14 protein-coding genes are annotated in these 17,591 nt (G+C 64.9%); 9 read left to right on the forward strand and 5 right to left on the reverse strand.

The genetic code is table 11. The features are described from left to right. Positions 1–171 precede the first annotated feature (171 nt). The 3 genes from msrA to AC0L2K_RS02025 all read right to left on the reverse strand — a co-directional run bounded on the left by msrA (position 172) and on the right by AC0L2K_RS02025 (position 2,808). Positions 172–912 carry a peptide-methionine (S)-S-oxide reductase MsrA gene (gene msrA / locus AC0L2K_RS02015; protein WP_473530452.1) on the reverse strand — a complete coding sequence of 247 codons (741 nt, stop codon included), beginning with the start codon at positions 910–912 and terminating at the stop codon, positions 172–174. Positions 913–1,023: 111 nt separating this feature from the next. After that, entirely contained in the window at positions 1,024–1,302 is a 279-nt protein-coding gene (locus AC0L2K_RS02020) for a hypothetical protein (protein ID WP_128245691.1), read from the reverse strand. 417 nt (positions 1,303–1,719) lie between these two features. Then, positions 1,720–2,808 carry a TadE/TadG family type IV pilus assembly protein gene (locus AC0L2K_RS02025; RefSeq protein ID WP_473530453.1) on the reverse strand — a complete coding sequence of 363 codons (1,089 nt, stop codon included), beginning with the start codon at positions 2,806–2,808 and terminating at the stop codon, positions 1,720–1,722. Between the two features lie 124 nt (positions 2,809–2,932). Between AC0L2K_RS02025 and lepA the strand changes: the two genes are divergently transcribed. The 4 genes from lepA to AC0L2K_RS02045 all read left to right on the forward strand — a co-directional run bounded on the left by lepA (position 2,933) and on the right by AC0L2K_RS02045 (position 9,896). Continuing rightward, positions 2,933–4,738 (forward strand): translation elongation factor 4, encoded by a 1,806-nt coding sequence (lepA, locus tag AC0L2K_RS02030; protein ID WP_473530454.1) that lies wholly within the window; start codon positions 2,933–2,935, stop codon positions 4,736–4,738. 111 nt (positions 4,739–4,849) lie between these two features. Continuing rightward, positions 4,850–6,871 (forward strand): hydantoinase/oxoprolinase N-terminal domain-containing protein, encoded by a 2,022-nt coding sequence (locus tag AC0L2K_RS02035; protein ID WP_473530455.1) that lies wholly within the window; start codon positions 4,850–4,852, stop codon positions 6,869–6,871. A gap of 145 nt (positions 6,872–7,016) precedes the next feature. After that, positions 7,017–9,209, forward strand: a complete 2,193-nt coding sequence (locus tag AC0L2K_RS02040; RefSeq protein WP_473530456.1) for a malate synthase G — start codon at positions 7,017–7,019, stop codon at positions 9,207–9,209. A gap of 144 nt (positions 9,210–9,353) precedes the next feature. Beyond that, on the forward strand, positions 9,354–9,896 hold the full coding sequence (locus AC0L2K_RS02045; protein WP_473530457.1) for a hypothetical protein: 543 nt from the start codon (positions 9,354–9,356) through the stop codon (positions 9,894–9,896). A gap of 195 nt (positions 9,897–10,091) precedes the next feature. Here the strand turns inward: AC0L2K_RS02045 and AC0L2K_RS02050 are convergent, their stop codons facing one another. Then, positions 10,092–11,624 carry a YifB family Mg chelatase-like AAA ATPase gene (locus tag AC0L2K_RS02050; protein ID WP_023801437.1) on the reverse strand — a complete coding sequence of 511 codons (1,533 nt, stop codon included), beginning with the start codon at positions 11,622–11,624 and terminating at the stop codon, positions 10,092–10,094. A gap of 183 nt (positions 11,625–11,807) precedes the next feature. Next, positions 11,808–12,749 carry a glutathione synthase gene (gshB, locus tag AC0L2K_RS02055; RefSeq protein WP_473530458.1) on the reverse strand — a complete coding sequence of 314 codons (942 nt, stop codon included), beginning with the start codon at positions 12,747–12,749 and terminating at the stop codon, positions 11,808–11,810. A gap of 440 nt (positions 12,750–13,189) precedes the next feature. On the opposite strand from gshB, the gene AC0L2K_RS02060 reads away from it, so the two are divergent. The 5 genes from AC0L2K_RS02060 (at position 13,190) to AC0L2K_RS02080 (ending at position 17,587) form a co-directional block, all read left to right on the forward strand. Beyond that, positions 13,190–13,957 (forward strand): SDR family NAD(P)-dependent oxidoreductase, encoded by a 768-nt coding sequence (locus tag AC0L2K_RS02060; protein ID WP_128169323.1) that lies wholly within the window; start codon positions 13,190–13,192, stop codon positions 13,955–13,957. Beyond that, positions 13,954–14,895 (forward strand): 2-dehydro-3-deoxygalactonokinase, encoded by a 942-nt coding sequence (locus tag AC0L2K_RS02065; RefSeq protein WP_473530459.1) that lies wholly within the window; start codon positions 13,954–13,956, stop codon positions 14,893–14,895. The genes AC0L2K_RS02060 and AC0L2K_RS02065 overlap by 4 nt, the downstream gene beginning before the upstream one ends. Positions 14,896–14,917: 22 nt before the next feature. Beyond that, complete coding sequence (locus AC0L2K_RS02070; protein ID WP_128169325.1) at positions 14,918–15,559, forward strand: 2-dehydro-3-deoxy-6-phosphogalactonate aldolase; 642 nt, start codon at positions 14,918–14,920, stop codon at positions 15,557–15,559. Continuing rightward, a complete protein-coding gene (locus tag AC0L2K_RS02075) occupies positions 15,556–16,437 on the forward strand; it encodes an SMP-30/gluconolactonase/LRE family protein (protein WP_473530460.1) in 882 nt (293 codons plus the stop codon). Before AC0L2K_RS02070 ends, AC0L2K_RS02075 begins: the two co-directional genes overlap by 4 nt. A 79-nt stretch (positions 16,438–16,516) precedes the next feature. After that, the gene (locus AC0L2K_RS02080) at positions 16,517–17,587 is read left to right on the forward strand and encodes a D-alanine--D-alanine ligase family protein (RefSeq protein WP_128169327.1); all 1,071 of its coding nucleotides are present in this window, start codon (positions 16,517–16,519) and stop codon (positions 17,585–17,587) included. The last annotated feature ends 4 nt before the right edge of the window (positions 17,588–17,591 follow it).

The raw sequence follows: 17,591 nt of genomic DNA on the forward strand, positions 1-17,591 counted from the left end.
GCTGTGTTGATATTCAGCCGGCCTGCAACCGGCGCTACTCGCGTACCCGAAAGTACGCTCCGTTCCGGATCTCGGAATCCACCATTTTCGGCGCGGCCTGACCTGGTACGTCACCACACTTGACGCCGACATGCGTCCATTAGGACGCACCAAGTACACACTGGCAAAAGATCAGCTCTTGTTGCCGGCCAGCACCAGCACCGGCTTGTCGCTGTAGAGGTCTGGGAATAGCGTCTTCAAATTCTCGACCTTGGGCAGGTCGTTGTAGACGATGTAGGGATAGGTCGGGTTCAGCGTCAAAAAGTCCTGGTGGTAGTCCTCGGCCGGATAGAATTTTTTCCCCGTCTCCAGCGTGGTCACGATCGGCTCCGGAAACACGTTGGCCTTGTCGAGCTGGGCGATATAGCTCTCGGCGATCTTCTTCTGCGCGTCGCTTTCTGCAAAGATCGTCGAACGGTATTGCGGGCCGCGGTCCGGACCCTGGTAGTTCAGCTGCGTCGGGTTGTGCGCGACCGAGAAATACACCTGCAGCAGCTGGCCGTAACTGACTTTGGACGGCTCGTAGATGATCTCGACGGCCTCGGCATGCCCGGTCCGGCCGGTGCCAACCGTCTCGTAGACGGCGGTGTCCTTGTCGCCGCCGGCATAGCCGGAGACGGCGCTGGTCACGCCCTTGACGTGCTGGAACACGCCTTGCACGCCCCAGAAGCAGCCGCCGGCGAAGATCGCCCTGGCGGTGCCGGCGGCGGGTTTTTCGCCCATCGCCGGTGGCGGGATCACCACCGCCGCCTCGGCCGAGATCGCCGGCGTCTGCCACAAGGCGGCGCCAGCCGCCGCGAGCATCAACGCCGCAAGCGCGCCCCAGGCGACGTTGGTCAATCGTTTCGCGGCGGTTTTTTCAATGCCGGTCATCTCTGCTCTCCCATGCGTGAGTTTACGATTATACGACAGATAGGTCCGTCGCGGTCTCACATTGCCGTGCGGGCGCGTGCATTCGGCCGCGCCCCGTTCGCGGACGCGGGCCTACTTGGCCGTCCCCATCGCGTCGCAGGCCTTGGTCGCCTCGTCCTTTTTCATCGCGTCGGTTTCCATGGCAGCCTTGTCCATGCAGTCCTTCATCTTTTCGGCCGCCATCGGATCCGCCGGCTTCATCGCGTCGGTCGCCGGCTTCATGGCGTCGGTCGCCATCGCATCGGCCGGCTTCATCGCATCTTCGGCGCGCGCAATGCCGCCGGCGAAAAGCGCCGTCGAGCACAGTGCGAAGGCAAGTGCCGGCAAGGTCAGGCGGGTGAGGTTGGTCATGATGGTCTCCAGGTTGGTGGCGCGCCGGAATGGCGATCACATCAGCTCTTCGCCGCCGCCTGGGCTTTCGTTACAGCCATCACCGCTTCGTGATCGGAAGGCTCGTTGTTTTTGCAACGCTGGATATTGGCGAAAGCGGGTGCGACATCCAATCTCCCTCCTTGTGGGGGAGATGTCCGGCAGGACAGAGGGGGGCGACGTAAAGCGCGGCGAGGCAGCCCTTGCGTGCAGTGGCCTCGCTCCCTAACGCCAGGTTAATGCATCGATAACCGGAGAGGCGGTCGAATCTCCTGGCAACAGGGGTGGATCACGGCGGCGGGATTTTCGATCTTGGCAAGGCCGCGGGACAGCGCCCCCCTCTGGCCTGCCGGCCATCTCCCCCACAAGGGGGGAGATTGGCAGCTCAGGCGCCTGCCCCTATTGCGTAAGCACTGTTTGCGAAGGCCGCTGATTGAAGTCGCACTTGCCGGTCACGGTGTAGAAGAAGTCGGCGTTCGACACCGGAGCCGGTACGGGATTGCCGCCGTCTTCCCAGGCCTGCTGGCTGGGTTGGCCGCACGGCACGGCGGTGAAGATGTCCACCAGTTTGCCGTTCGCGACTTCAACGCCGTCGATGTACAACCGGTTCGATGTGTTTGCGTCATTCGACTTGAGCTTGGGTGTTTGGGCCGATGGCACATCCATCTGCAGATACAGCACATCCATCAGGCTGACGTCGATCACCGCGCCGGCGCCGTTCGCGGGGTACATAGTGTTGGTGCAGGTGGTCAGGTATTTCTTGTTGCCGCTCGTCTGGGTAATCGCCCCGGTAGGCAGGCCGTTAAAATTCTGCACCGTCTTGGTCGTGCATTTCTGTTCCTGGACCTTCGTGCTCGTCGCTCCGTTGACCGTATACACTGTCGACGTGCCGTAGCCTTTCGGATCACCAAAATTGTTGTAGACATAAGTGATCTTCATCAGCGGATTGATCGCCGTCTCGGTGAATTTCGTGCCGCAGAGCGTCATTGTCTTGTTCCAATGGCCCGAAACCTTGTCGACCTTGAACGTGGTCTGCACCAGCGCCGGCCGCTTGCGCACTGCCGACGCGACGCCGATCTGCACCGTGTCGACGTGGGCGATCTGCATGAAGTTCGTTGGCATGGCAAACTTGGCCGAAGCATCGATGCTGGCGGTGCCGTCGGCGGCGACGACGAAGCTATCGAGCTTGGCGGTGCCTTGCCCGCTATTGGCCGTAAACGACTCCTGCAGTTTCACCTGACGGTCCGCCAGTGACGTGCTGGTTGGCAGCGTCGTGATCGACAGCGTCGCGGCATCGAGCGCATTCTGCATCGATCCCTTCGTCGCAACGGCTGAGTTGTAGTCGATTGAAAAGCCCAGAGGGCACACATCGGGATAAGCATGATGGCGAGTATCGGCGCGAGGGAGCCGCTCTCGGAATTGAGAAAATGACGTCCAGATTGTGGCATTGCTTGGCCCCCCAAACGGTGACAGCTCGTGGCCTGTCACGCAGGGCGCGAACTATGCCCTAATCTGATGGACCAAAGTTTAACGGCTTTGCGTCCGCCGGCGGCTTATGCGCCGCGCCCGCCGCCGCTTGCCCGGGCAAGCTGCCCCTGCTAAAGCGCGCGACATGACCACGCCGATCAAGAACATCCGCAATTTCTCCATCGTCGCCCATATCGACCATGGCAAATCCACGCTTGCCGACCGGCTGATCCAGTCCACCGGCGGGCTGGAGCTGCGCGACATGAAGGAGCAGGTGCTGGACTCGATGGATATCGAGCGCGAGCGCGGCATCACCATCAAGGCGCAGACGGTGCGATTGAAATACCGCGCCAACAATGGCGAGGATTTTATCCTCAATTTGATCGACACGCCCGGCCATGTCGACTTCGCCTACGAAGTGTCGCGGTCGCTCGCCGCCTGCGAGGGCTCGCTGCTGGTTGTCGACGCCAGCCAAGGCGTCGAGGCGCAGACGCTGGCCAATGTCTACCAGGCCATCGACAACAACCACGAGATCGTCGTGGTGCTGAACAAGGTCGACCTGCCGGCCGCCGAGCCCGAGCGCATTCGCGAGCAGGTCGAGGAGGTGATCGGCATCGACGCCTCCAACGCCGTGCTGATCTCGGCCAAGACCGGCCTCGGCATCCCCGACGTGCTGGAGGCGATCGTCAACGACCTGCCGCCGCCGCGCGAAGGCGACATCACGGGCCCGCTGAAGGCGATGCTGGTCGACAGCTGGTACGACGCCTATCTCGGCGTCATCGTGCTGGTCCGCATCATCGACGGCGTGCTGAAGAAGGGCCAGACCATCCGCATGATGGGCACCGGCGCCAAGTATCTGGTCGAGCGCACCGGCGTCTTCACGCCGGCCCGCATCAATGTCGACGAGCTCGGCCCAGGCGAATTCGGCTTCCTCACCGGCTCGATCAAAGAAGTCGCCGACACCCGCGTCGGCGACACCATTACCGAGGACAAGCGCCAGACGGCGCAGGCCCTGCCCGGCTTCAAGCCGGCGCAGCCGGTGGTGTTTTGCGGCCTGTTCCCCGTCGACGCCGCCGATTTCGAGGATCTGCGCGCCGCGGTCGGCAAACTGCGCCTCAACGACGCTTCTTTCTCCTATGAAATGGAAACCAGCGCGGCGCTCGGCTTCGGCTATCGCTGCGGCTTCCTTGGCCTGCTGCATCTGGAAATCATCCAGGAGCGGCTGGAGCGCGAGTTCAACCTCGACCTCATCGCCACCGCGCCCTCGGTCGTCTATCGCTTGGCTCTGACCGACGGCACGACGAAGGAACTGCACAACCCGGCCGACATGCCCGACGTGGTCAAGATCCAGGCGATCGAGGAGCCGTGGATCCGCGCCACCATCCTCACCCCGGACGAATATCTCGGCGGCATCCTGAAACTCTGCCAGGATCGGCGCGGCATCCAGGCCGATCTCTCCTATGTCGGCAAACGCGCCATGCTGACCTACGATCTGCCGCTCAACGAGGTCGTCTTCGACTTCTATGATCGGCTAAAATCGATCTCCAAGGGCTACGCCTCCTTCGACTATCACCTGACCGACTACAAGGAAGGCGACCTGGTGAAGATGTCGATCCTGGTCAACGAGGAGCCCGTCGACGCGCTGTCGATGCTGGTCCACCGCACGGCGGCGGAAAAGCGCGGCCGCCAGATGTGCGAGAAGCTGAAGGAACTGATCCCGAACCATCTGTTCAAGATCCCGATCCAGGCGGCAATCGGCGGCAAGGTCATCGCCCGCGAGACGATCTCGGCCCTGCGCAAGGACGTCACGGCCAAATGCTACGGCGGCGACGTCTCGCGCAAGCGCAAGCTGCTCGACAAGCAGAAAGAGGGCAAGAAGCGGATGCGCCAGTTCGGCAAGGTCGACATCCCGCAGGAGGCGTTTATCCAGGCGCTGAAGATGGGCGATTGAGAAGCCGTCCGCGCGCAGCTGAGGGGGATCAGGCTTCGTGGCCCAGCGCTCGCGGCTTTATCAGCCGGCGCGTATCGGCTAAGGGCGGTGAGCAAAATCCCGGATCCGCCAATGACCGCCAAATCCTCCCCCCTGTTCCTCGGCATCGACACCGGCGGCACCTATACCGATGCCGTGCTGTGGTCGGAAGCCGGTGGCGCTAACGGAAAGGTTCTGGCCAAGGCCAAGGCGCTGACCACCCGCCACGATCTGGCGGTCGGCATTTCGGGCGCGGTCGATGCGGTGCTGCAAAAAGCCGCCACCGATCCGGCAGCAATAAAACTGGTGTCGATGTCGACGACGCTTGCCACCAACGCGCTGGTCGAGGGTCAGGGCGGCCGCGTCGCGCTGGTGATGATCGGCTTTTCCGAGGGCGACCTTGCCCGCGACGGGCTGAAGGCCGCGCTCGGCACCGACCCTGTGGTGTTCTGCCCGGGCGGCCACGATGTCCATGGCAATGCGGCAAAACTCGATCTGTCCGGGCTGGAGGCAGCGCTGCCGGAACTCGGCGCCTCGGTGTCCGGCTTTGCCGTCTGCGCCTATTTCGCCACTCGCAACCCGGCGCATGAGCTAAGCGCGCGGAACCTGATCCGCGGCATAACAGGCCTGCCGGTCACCGCCAGCCACGAGCTTTCGGCCAAGCTCGGCGGCCCGCGCCGGGCGCTGACGACGCTGCTCAACGCCAGGCTGATCTCGATGATCGACCGGCTGGTGGCGGCGACCGAGGGCTTTCTTGCCGCGCGCGGCATCGCCGCCCCGCTGATGGTGGTGCGCGGCGACGGCGCGCTGGTTTCCGCCGCCTTCGCCCGCCAGCGGCCGATCGAGACGATTCTTTCAGGCCCGGCCGCCAGCCTTGTCGGCGCTCGCCACATGACCGGCCTCGACAATGCAGTCGTCTCCGACATTGGCGGCACCACCACCGACGTGGCCGTGCTCGACCAGGGCCGTCCCAGGCTTGACCCGGAAGGCGCCACCGTCGGCGGCTTCCGCACCATGGTCGAGGCGGTCGCCATGCGCACCTTTGGGCTCGGCGGCGATTCCGAAGTGACGCTGGAGGACGGCGCGCTCAACCCAAGAATCCTGCTCGGGCCGCGCCGCCTGGTGCCGCTGGCGCTGGCCGGCATGATGCATGGCGAAGCGGTGACCGTCGAACTGGAACGCCAGATCCGCGCGGCCAACCCCAGCCGCATGGATGGCCGGCTGGCGGTCAGGACCGGCGTGCCGGAGCGGCTGGCTGCCGGCCTGACCGGCGCCGAGGCCAAGCTTTATGAGCTGATCGGCTCGACGCCTCTCGCCGTCGACAGGCTTTTGACATCAAACGCCCAGAACGCCACCTTGAACCGGTTGGTGTCGCGCGGGCTGGTGCATGTCGCCGGCTTCACGCCGTCGGACGCCGCCCATGTGCTGGGCAAGCAGGCCAACTGGGATGCCGCCACGGCTCGGCTCGGCGCCGAGCTGTTCGCCCGCAGGCGCGACGGCCGCGGACAGGCGATCGCCGCCACGCCGGAGGCGATCTCGGAACGGGTGCTGACCACGCTGACCCGGCTGTCGGCGGAAGTCATCCTCGAAACCGCCTTTGCCGAGGACGGGCTGGATGGCGCGGCGACCGTGGCGCACGCGCTGGTGCAGCGCGCCGTCGATTCCCATCCCGGCATCGCACGGCTGAGCGTCGCGCTCGACCGCCCGGTCATCGGCCTCGGCGCCTCGGCGCCGCTGCATTATGCCGGGCTGCCACCGCTGGTCGGCCATGACTGCGTGGTGCCCGAAGATACCGATGTCGCCAATGCGCTCGGCGCCGTCGTCGGCCAGGTCAGGGTTTCGGCGGAGGCGCGCGTCAGCCAGCCCCAGGAAGGGCTGTTTCGCGTCGCCTCAGGCGAAAGCGTGCGCGACTTCAATGACGAGGCGGCGGCGATCGCGGCAGCGGAAACCGATGTCCGCGCCATTGCCGCCGGGCGGGCCAGGGACGCCGGCACCGACAGCGCCGAAATCGAGATCGCCAGCGAATTCCGCGTCTCGACCGTCGAGGGCCAGCGCATGTTTATCGAGGCGCATGTGGTGGCGGTGGCGTCGGGCAGGCCAAGGATCGCGGTTTGAGGGAGAGCGCAATCTCCCCCACAAGGGGGAGATTGGCGGCTTTGGCCGGCGGCGAAAATGCCCTACCTTCACCCTAAGCTGAATTGACCCTGCCACCCTGACATGTCAAAGGCCCGGCCAAAGCCCTTCGTCTGGAGAAGCCCCGATGACCGATCGCGTCGAAATCGCCGGATTGCGGATTGCCTGCGAGCTTTATGATTTCGTCGTGAACGAGGCGCTGCGGGCCACCGGCATTGCAGCCGACGCCTTCTGGACCGGCTTCTCGGCCATTGTGCATGATTTGGCGCCGAGGAACCGGGCTCTGCTCGCAAAACGCGACGCGCTGCAGGGCCAGATCGACCACTGGTATCGCGACAATGGCGCGCCCGCCGACATGGAAGCCTACAAGGATTTCCTGAGGGAAATCGGCTATCTCGCGCCGGAAGGGCCGGCCTTCTCCGTCGCGACGGACAATGTCGACCCCGAGATCTCGGTGGTTGCAGGGCCGCAATTGGTAGTGCCGGTGATGAACGCGCGTTACGCGCTGAATGCCGCCAATGCGCGCTGGGGCTCGCTCTATGATGCGCTCTACGGCACCGACGCCATTCCCGAGACCGACGGCGCCGAGAGGGGCGCCAGGTTCAATCCCGTGCGCGGCGCCAGGGTCATTGCCTGGGCGAAGGGTTTTCTCGACGAATCGGTCCCGCTGACGACCGGCAAATGGGCAGGGGTGAACGGGCTTGCCGTGGCCAACGGCATGCTGCGGCTGAGCGAGGGCGCCGGCGCCACCACGCTCGCCGATCCCAAACAGTTTGCCGGCTATCGCGGCGACGCCGATAATCCCGAAGCCGTCCTGCTCACCCGCAATGGCCTGCATATCGAGATTGTGATCGACCGCAGCAACCAGATCGGCAAGACCGATCCGGCCGGCATTGCCGATGTCGTGCTGGAATCGGCGCTGACGACCATCCAGGACTGCGAGGATTCGGTCGCGGCGGTCGATGCGCAGGACAAGGTTTTGGTCTACCGCAACTGGCTCGGCCTGATGAAGGGCGACCTTGCCGAGGAGATCACCAAGGCCGGCAGCACGTTTACGCGTAAACTCAATCCCGACCGGTCGTACACCGCGCCTGATGGTGGCGCGCTGTCCCTGCCTGGCCGCTCGCTGATGCTGATCCGCAACGTCGGCCACCTCATGACCAATCCGGCGATTACAGATCGCGACAGCAACGAAGTGCCGGAAGGCATAATGGATGCGGCGATGACGGCGCTGATCGCGCTGCACGATATCGGCCCGAACGGACGACGCGCCAATTCCCGCGCGGGCTCGATGTATGTCGTAAAGCCCAAGATGCACGGGCCGGAGGAAGTCGCCTTCGCCGTCGAGATATTCGACCGTGTCGAGGCGCTGCTCGGCATGGCGGAAAACACCATCAAGATGGGCATTATGGACGAGGAGCGGCGCACCACCGTCAACCTCAAGGAGGCGATCCGCGCCGCCAAAGATCGCGTCGTCTTCATCAACACCGGTTTCCTCGACCGCACCGGCGACGAAATCCACACCTCGATGGAAGCCGGCCCGATGATCCGCAAGGGCGACATGAAGCAGGCCGTCTGGATTGCTGCCTACGAAGCCTGGAACGTCGACACCGGGCTGGAATGCGGGCTGGCCGGCCGCGCCCAGATCGGCAAGGGCATGTGGGCAATGCCCGATCTGATGGCGGCGATGCTGGCGGAAAAGATCGCCCATCCCAGGGCCGGCGCCAATACCGCCTGGGTGCCTTCGCCGACGGCTGCGACGCTGCACGCCACCCATTACCACAAGGTCGACGTCCACGCTTTGCAGGCGGCGCTGAAGAGCCGCCCCAAGGCAAAGCTCGACGACATCTTGTCGGTGCCGGTAGCGGTGCGGCCGAACTGGTCGCCGCAGGAGATCCAGAACGAGCTCGACAACAACGCGCAAGGCATTCTGGGCTATGTCGTTCGTTGGATCGACCAGGGCGTCGGCTGCTCGAAAGTGCCTGACATCAATGATGTTGGCCTGATGGAGGACCGCGCCACGCTGCGCATCTCCTCGCAGCACATCGCCAATTGGCTGCATCACGGCGTCTGCACCTCAGACCAGGTGATGGAGACGATGAAGCGCATGGCCGGCGTCGTCGACCGCCAGAACGCAGGCGATCCGCACTACCGGCCGATGGCCCCCGACTTCGACAAGTCGATCGCCTTCCTCGCTGCCTGCGACCTCGTCTTCAAGGGCCGGGTCCAGCCCAACGGCTACACCGAGCCGGTGCTGCACGCGCGGCGGCTGGAGCTGAAGGCGAAGGAAAGACCCTCGATAGCGCGCACAGTGTTTTAGTATAACTCGACGGATATTAGGCATCGCTAAAGCGTCATTGTCCCGGTGCATGCGATCTGCTACGACTTTATCACCGACAAACGGCTCTGGGAGGCCGTGCGTCCGACATCATGTACAAGATCAACTCAAAACCGGAGAACGGCCATGAAACGGCTTCTGACGGTCGCTGCCCTTTTGGCGGCGGGCAGTTTGTTTGCGATGCAAGGCGCAGCCGCCGATGACGCTGCGATGATCAAGAGCGCTGAGTCCGCCGCACCCCCCGCTGTGGCAAGCGGCGCTGCGATCCACGCCATGGATGACAAGGGCGCAATGCGCACGCTGCGCGAGGGTACAAACGGCTTCTGGTGCATGCCGGACCACCCGGCCACGCCTGGCCCGGATCCAATGTGTGGCGATGCCAACGCGATGGAATGGGCAATGGCGTGGATGCAAAAGAAGGAACCGCCCAAGGGCAAGGTCGGCTTCATGTATATGCTGGCCGGCGGCAGCGACGGCAGCAACACCGATCCTTTTGCGACGAAGCCCGAGGAAGGCAACAATTGGATAGAGACCGGCCCGCACGTGATGGTCGTCAACGCAATGGACATGATGCAGGGCTATCCGGCGGACCCCAAGCCTGACAGGTCCAGGCCATATGTGATGTGGGCGGGCACTCCCTACGCACATCTCATGATCCCGGTTAAGTAGCTGCCGCCGAAATGACTGGCGATAGCGATCAGGCTGCGTAGCAATTCTGACGATGTGCCTTGAGATAAGGGTCATCGCAACGCCCCCGCACCCCGGTCGGTTTTGAATGTGGCGGGCCGAGCGTCTCCTCGGCGACCCCTCCCGGCCGCTTCGCGGCCACCCTCCCCTCAAGGGCCCTCAAGGGGGAGGGGAACGTCACGCCGCCTGCGCCATTCGCTCCGAACTCATGCGGTACGAAATCGCCTCGGCCAGATGGATGCGGCCGACAGTCTCGCTGGCCTCGAGATCGGCCAGCGTCCGCGCCACTTTCAGCACCCGGTGATAGGCCCGCGCCGAAAAGCCGAGCTTTTCGCTGGCATCCCTGAGCAGTGACAGGCCTGATGCATCCGGCATCGCGATCTCCTCGATGACCGAGGGTGAGCAGTGCGCGTTGGTGGTGACGGAGGTCGCGCCGAGCCGCTCGAAACGTTCGCGCTGGGTTGTCCGCGCGCGGGCCACGCGCAGCGCCACATCGGCACTTTTCTCCGCCCGATCCGGCCGGATCAGATCGCTGGCCGAGACCGCCGGCACCTCGATGCGGAGATCGATGCGGTCGAGCAGTGGGCCGGAAATGCGCGCCTGGTAGTCGGTGCGGCAGCGGTCGCCGCGCAGGCAGCGATAGCCCGGCTCGCCGGCCATGCCGCAGCGGCACGGGTTCATCGCCGCGACCAGCTGGATGCGCGCCGGATAGGTGACGCGATGATTGGCGCGGGCGATCATGCAGTCGCCGGTCTCCAGCGGCTGGCGCAGCGCGTCGAGCGCCTGCGGCGAGAATTCGGGAAACTCGTCGAGGAACAGCACGCCGTGATGGGCCAGCGAGGCCTCGCCTGGCCGCACGCGCAGGCCGCCGCCGACCAGCGCCGCCATCGAGGCCGAATGGTGCGGCGCGCGGAACGGCCGCCGGTCGGTCAGCTTGCCTTCGCCAAGCTCGCCGGCCACCGAGGCGATCATCGAGACTTCGAGCAATTCCCGCGGCGCCAGCGGCGGCAGGATCGACGGCAGCCGCTGCGCCAGCATCGATTTTCCCGATCCTGGCGGACCGATCATCAACATGTTATGGCCGCCGGCGGCCGCCACTTCGAGTGCCCGCTTGGCGGTCTCCTGGCCCTTGATGTCGGCAAGATCCGGCAGGTCGCGCGCCGAGGCATGAATACCGGCCTCCGGCCGCGACAGCACCTGCGTGCCGCGAAAATGATTGGCGATGGCGATCAGGCTGCGCGGCGCCAGGATGTCGAAATCCTTGCCGGCCCACGCCGCTTCCGGGCCGCAGGCGAAAGGGCAGATCAGGCCCTTGCCTTCGGCATTGGCGCCGATCGCCGCCGGCAGCGCGCCGGCCACCGCGGCGATGGTGCCGTCGAGCGACAGTTCGCCAAGCACGACATAGCCGGCCAGCATGTCGCCTGGAATGGCGCCAAGCGCCGCCATCAGGCCAAGCGCGATCGGCAAATCGTAATGGCTGCCTTCCTTGGGCAGATCGGCGGGCGCCAGATTGACGGTGACCTTCTTCGACGGCATCGACAGGCCCGATGCGTGCAGCGCCGCCTGCACCCGCTCCCGGCTTTCGGCCACCGCCTTGTCGCCGAGGCCGACGATGTGCATGTTGACCTTGCCGGGCGCGATCATCACCTGCACGTCGACCGGCACGGCCTCGATGCCCTGGAAAGCGACCGTACGGACCCGCGCAACCATCTTTTCTGCCCCCGGACATGGGCCCGCCCGAAGCCCATGCGATCATGCCGCGAACGGCGTCATCTGAGACAACCACAGATTTTGGGCAAAGGCAAGAACATTACGGGAACAATCGAACGTTGTGCCTTGATGGCGCCGCATCGGCTACGGATCGGAAAACGGATGTTCCGCCAAGCATCGGCGCTACTTGCGCTTGTCCTCGACCGCATCCCAGAACAGGCTGGCGATATCGGCGCCGCCGAAGCGTTTTACCTCGCGCACGCCGGTCGGCGACGTCACGTTGATCTCGGTCATGTAGTCGCCGATCACGTCGATGCCGACGAGGATAAAACCGCGCTCCTTCAGCGACGGGCCGATGCGGGCGCAGATCTCGCGTTCGCGCTCCGTCAGTTCGGTTTTTTCGGCGCGGCCGCCGACATGCATGTTGGAGCGCGAATCATGCTCGGCCGGCACCCGGTTGATGGCGCCGACCGGCTCGCCGTCGATCAGGATGATGCGCTTGTCGCCGGCTCGCACCTCCTTCAGATAACGCTGCACGATGTAGGGCTCGCGGAACATCTGGCCGAACATTTCGAGCAGCGAGGCGAGGTTGCGATCGGCCTCATGCAGGTGGAAGATGCCGGCGCCGCCATTGCCGTAGAGCGGCTTGACGATGATGTCGCCGAACTCCCTGCGGAAGGCGGCAACCTCCTGGCTGTCCTTGGTGATCAGCGTTTCCGGCATCAGGTCGGGGAACTCGGTGACGAAGATCTTTTCCGGGCTGTTGCGTACCCAGGCCGGGTCGTTGACCACCAGCGTCCTGGGATGGATGCGCTCGAGTATGTGCGTCGTGGTGATGTAGTTCATATCGAAAGGCGGGTCCTGCCTGAGCAGGACGACGTCCATCTCCGACAGGTCGGTGCGCACTTTCTCGCCGAGCGAATAGTGATTGCCCTTCTCGTCGCGGACCTGCATTTCCTCGACGCCGGCAAACACCTTGCCGTCGCGCAGCGACAGCCGGTCGGGCGTATAATGGAACAGCTGGTGGCCGCGTCGCTGCGCTTCCAGCGACAGCGCAAACGACGTGTCGCCGGCAATCGAGACGGTGGAGATGTGGTCCATCTGGACAGCGATTTTCAGAGGCATGGCGGATCTCCGGCGGATCGGATGGGCTGCTTGCCCTTACAACCTCCCCGGTCATCTGCCAATCGCGACATTTTGAGGATTGCCTGCTGGGCGTAGCTGAGGCGCAGGCGGAGCGCCTTGCCCAGTTCGGCTGCGCCGGCAGCAACGATTCCTGTTCGGCGGGCCGGTTGGTTTCAATGCCACGCTCGGCTATCCCAGAAATTCGCTCCGTGGCACGTTGCGCTCAAGGCGATCTGACGAGCGACTTGTCAGACATAAGCCCGCGAATTTGTTTTTCTCCCTTGCTCCCCCGACCGGGCTGGCTAGGATGCGCGCCGACCGAACCTACAGCGCCGCGCGTCCTTTTGGACGCGCAAACGACGCTGTAGCACTTTGATTTTGCGCATGATCCTTTCCGTAAATCGCAACCGATTTTCGGGGTCATGCGCAGGGAGAAAAAAATGATGCCATCGGCGCGCTTTGCCGACCTTGAGGGCGCTTCGGTGCTGATTACCGGCGGCGGCTCCGGCATCGGCGCGGCGCTGACCGAGGGTTTTGCCCGCCAGGGGGCAAAGGTCGCCTTCATCGACATCGCCGACGGCCCGAGCCTGGCGCTGGCCGACCGCATCGAAAAGGATCTCGGCCGCCGCCCCCTCTATCTCAAGACCGACATACGCGACGTCGAGGCGATGCGGGCTTCGGCCGCCAGGGCGGCAGAGGCGCATGGCGACGTCACCGTGCTGGTCAACAATGCGGCACTTGACGATCGCCACGCGGTGGAAGACGTCACCGTGGAGTTCTGGGACAACAACCAGGCGGTCAACCTGCGCCCGCATTTCTTCTCCGCACAGGCGGTGGCGCCGGGCATGAAGCGCGCCGGCGGCGGCTCGATCATCAACTTCACGTCGACGTCGTTCCTGATCAATCACCCCGACATGCCGGCCTATACCGCTGCCAAGGCCGGGATCGTCGGCCTGACCAAGGGGCTTGCCGGCAAGCTCGGCGCCGACGGCATTCGCGTCAATGCGATCGCACCCGGCTGGGTGATCACCGAGCGGCAGAAGCAGCTCTGGGTCACCGAACAGGCGCTCGCCGCCCACGTGGCCAAGCAATGCATCAAGCAGGTGATGCAGCCGGAAGACGTCGTCGGCACGGTGCTGTTCCTGGCGTCGGACGCTTCGCGCATGCTGACCGCGCAGATGCTGATCGTCGACGGGGGCTTCCTGTGAACTCAGCGAGCAACGTGCCTTCTGTGGCCGCCGTCGATTGGGGCACCACCCGTCTCAGGGTCTGGCTGGTCGATGAGGCCGGAAATGTCCTCGCCGAGCGTCGCGGCGACGACGGGCTGATCACCGCGCAGGCGGCCGGGTTTTCGACCATCCTCGAAGGACATCTGGCGGCGATGGGCGCGCCGGAAGCGATGCCCGTGATCATCTGCGGCATGGCCGGCTCGCGCCAGGGCTGGCTGGAGGCGCCCTATGTCAGCGTGCCGGCGCCGATCGGCGCCATCCTTGCCGGCGCTGCGCGCGTCCCCGGCCAGCGCCGCGACATCCGCATCGTGCCGGGCCTTGCCCAGCGCCAGGCCGACGCGCCTGACGTCATGCGCGGCGAGGAAACGCAGCTTGCCGGCGCCGGTTTGCCGGCAAAAGGCCGCCATCTCGTCTGCATGCCCGGCACCCACTCCAAATGGGTGCTGGTCGAGGACGGCGCCGTTGCCGGTTTTGGCACCTGGCCGACCGGCGAGCTGTTTTCGGTGCTGGCGGCGCACTCGATCCTGCGCCATTCGCTGGGCGAGCAGCCCAAGCCGGTTGCACCAGGCAATCCGTTTTTCCAGCGCTGGTGCGAGATCGCGCTTTCCGAGGGCGGCGATGTCACATCGAGGCTGTTCTCGATCCGCGCTGCGGGCCTTTTGCAGGACCTGAAGGCCGACGATGCCGCTGCTTGCCTGTCCGGCCTGCTGATCGGCGGCGAGATCGCCTCGGCCAGCCGCCGCAATCGAAAAGGCGCGGCGTCGATCGTGCTGGTCGCATCCGGCGCGCTCGGCACCCTCTACACTGAGGCGCTCGGTCTTGCCGGGCTTGCGGTGAGAGCCGTCGATGCCGACGAGGCGGTGCGTGCCGGCCTGATCGAGGCGGCGCGCGAAAATGGCATGATTGCCCAGACATGATCGACAACAGCGGAGTTGCCGCATGACCGAGACCGCATCGTTTCCGAAGCTCGAGCGCGGGCTTGTCGCCATCCTGCGCGGCCTCAAGCCGGACAAGGCGGTGGCCGTCGGCCGGGCGATCTTCGAGGCCGGCATCGAAGCGATCGAAGTGCCGCTCAATTCGCCGGACCCGTTTGTCTCCATCGCGAGAATTGTTGAGGCGCTGCCGGCGACGGCATTGGTCGGTGCCGGGACCGTGTTGACCGCAGCCGATGTCGACGGACTGAACAAGGCCGGCGGGCGGCTGCTGGTCAGCCCCAACATCGATGCGGAGGTCATGGGTCGCGCCATGAATTACGGCATGGTGACGATGCCGGGCGTATTCACGCCGACCGAAGCCTTCCAGGCCATCCGGCTCGGCGCCTCGGCGCTGAAATTCTTCCCGGCCAGCGTGCTCGGCGCGGCCGGGATTGCGGCGATGCGCGCCGTTTTGCCGGCTGAGACGCTGGTCGGCGCGGTCGGCGGCGTGTCGGAGAAGGACTTTGCCGGCTACAAGGCGGCCGGTGTCAGCGTCTTCGGCCTCGGCTCCAGCCTGTTCAAGCCTGGTATGAGCGTCGACGAGGTGGCAACGCGGGCGCAGGCCGCAGTCGCGGCCTGGGACGCAGCGTTTGGAGCAGCGCCATGAGCGAAGCCATCGTTTCGGTTTTTTCCGACCATGTCTGTCAACTCGGCGAAGGCCCGAGCTATGACCCCGCCACCGAAACGCTCTACTGGTTCGACATCGTCAACGGCCAGCTTCTGGAAAAGCCCCTGTTCGGCGGTGCCGTCAAAATCCACGAGCTTGGCCAAATGGCCAGCGCGAGCGCCGTCGTCGACGACAAAAGACAGTTGATCGCCACCGAAACCGGCCTGCATGTCCGCGACGTGGCGACCGGCAAAATGACGCTGCATACGGCCATCGAGGCCAACAATCCGGCGACGCGCTCGAACGATTCGCGCGTCCATCCCTGCGGCGCCTTTTGGGTCGGCACGATGGGCAAGGGCGAGGCAAAGGCCGCTGGCTCGATCTACTGGTTCTTCAGGGGTGAATTGCGCCGGCTCTATTCAGACATCACGGTGTCGAACTCGATCTGTTTTTCCGAAGATGGAACCGTTGCCCATTACACCGATACCAGCACCGGCCTGTTGATGCGCGTCGGCTGCGATCCGGCGACCGGCCTGCCGGCTGGCGAGCCAAAAATCTTCGTCGATCACCGCAAGGCCAAGGGCTATATCGACGGTTCGGTGCTCGATCGCGACGGTGTCCTGTGGAACGCCTGCTGGGGCGGCAGCGTCGTTGAAGCCTACGGGCCTGACGGCAAGCTCATCCGTTCGGTCGCGATGCCGGTGACGCAGCCGTCCTGCCCGGCCTTTGTCGGCAGGAATGCCGACCGGCTGGCGGTCACCTCCGCCTGGTCGGGCAAGGATGAGAAACAGCGCCTGCTGGATCCGCAAGCCGGCATGACGTTTCTGCTCGACATTCCGGTCAACGGCCGCTTCGAGCCGCGCGTGCTGATTGCCTAGGCTGACGTCGATTTCGCGGCCATGCGATGGTAGGCAGTCGCGCTGCCAGGCCCGTTCATCGCCAGGAATCGTTGATGCCATGTCAAGCCGCAGGCCGAAGCTGATCCTAGTCTACGAGCCGGAAAACGCCTGCTTCGAGCGGCTGGTTGCCGATGGCCACGTGCCGGGGCGCGCCGCCGAAATCGCCTCCTATCTGGCGCAATCGACCGACATCGCCCCTGAGTTCGACGCGCTGGCCGCAGCCTGCCAGACGCGCGGCCTGTCCTTCGCACCGGTGGCGCTCGACGATGCCGCAAATCTGCTTGCCGGTGAGGATCCGAAGACGACGCTGGTGTGGACGCTGACCGACGGCATCGCCTATTTCCGCGGCGGCGCGGCGCCGGCCCTGGCAAGGCTGAACGGCCTGAAGCTGCTCGGCGCCGATGATGCGCTGTTTGCGCTCTGTCAGGACAAGTTCCGCTCCGGCGCCGTGCTCGGCGCGCTCGGCCTGCCGGTGCCGCAATCCGGTTTGGCACGCGACGGCCGCTGGCTGGCCGAGCCACCGGCTTCGCCAGCCGGCTGGTTCGTCAAGCCGAACCGGCTCGGCGCCAAGATCGGCATCTGGCCGGATTCGCGCAGCAGAGATCTCGGCCACGCGCTTGAGCTTAGCCGGCGCGTCTTCGCTGCCTATCGCGACGATGTCGTCGTGCAGCCCTACGTCACCGGGCGCAATGCGCGCGCCAGTTTTCTCGGTCTGAAGCCGGACACCGGCGTCGAAGCGCTCGGCATCGTCTTTGTCGAGTCGGGAAGTGATTTCCAGACAATGGAAGACAGCCTGGCGCTCTACGGCGACACCGGCGAGGCGGCCAGGGCGGCGGGAACATATGCCGAGCCGGTGCTGCTGCCGGTTGCCGCCAGCCAGCCGCGAGCCGATGCAAGGATCCGAGGGATCGCGCAAAGCCTGATCGCCGGGCTTGGCCTGCGGGATGTGTTTTCCGTCGATTTCCGGGTCGAAGCCGACGATAGCATCCATCTCATTGAATTCGAGGTCTGCCCGGGCCTGCCTTGCTTCGATTTCCGCGCCTATTGCCGCACGCAATGGGAGATGGGCCTCGCCGATGCGATGGCCGCGACCGCCGCGAGCCGTTTTTTGGCCTCGCCCACGAAATGAGCAG

Source organism: Mesorhizobium sp. WSM4817 (assembly GCF_055811135.1).

Coding starts and splice junctions, on each gene's coding strand:
- AC0L2K_RS02080 (WP_128169327.1), top strand. CDS start 16,517: ATGTCAAGCCGCAGGCCGAAGCTGATCCTAGTCTACGAGCCGGAAAAC.
- AC0L2K_RS02050 (WP_023801437.1), bottom strand. CDS start 11,624: ATGGTTGCGCGGGTCCGTACGGTCGCTTTCCAGGGCATCGAGGCCGTG.
- AC0L2K_RS02060 (WP_128169323.1), top strand. CDS start 13,190: ATGATGCCATCGGCGCGCTTTGCCGACCTTGAGGGCGCTTCGGTGCTG.
- AC0L2K_RS02040 (WP_473530456.1), top strand. CDS start 7,017: ATGACCGATCGCGTCGAAATCGCCGGATTGCGGATTGCCTGCGAGCTT.
- AC0L2K_RS02070 (WP_128169325.1), top strand. CDS start 14,918: ATGACCGAGACCGCATCGTTTCCGAAGCTCGAGCGCGGGCTTGTCGCC.
- AC0L2K_RS02020 (WP_128245691.1), bottom strand. CDS start 1,302: ATGACCAACCTCACCCGCCTGACCTTGCCGGCACTTGCCTTCGCACTG.
- AC0L2K_RS02045 (WP_473530457.1), top strand. CDS start 9,354: ATGAAACGGCTTCTGACGGTCGCTGCCCTTTTGGCGGCGGGCAGTTTG.
- lepA (WP_473530454.1), top strand. CDS start 2,933: ATGACCACGCCGATCAAGAACATCCGCAATTTCTCCATCGTCGCCCAT.
- AC0L2K_RS02075 (WP_473530460.1), top strand. CDS start 15,556: ATGAGCGAAGCCATCGTTTCGGTTTTTTCCGACCATGTCTGTCAACTC.
- msrA (WP_473530452.1), bottom strand. CDS start 912: ATGACCGGCATTGAAAAAACCGCCGCGAAACGATTGACCAACGTCGCC.
- AC0L2K_RS02035 (WP_473530455.1), top strand. CDS start 4,850: ATGACCGCCAAATCCTCCCCCCTGTTCCTCGGCATCGACACCGGCGGC.
- gshB (WP_473530458.1), bottom strand. CDS start 12,749: ATGCCTCTGAAAATCGCTGTCCAGATGGACCACATCTCCACCGTCTCG.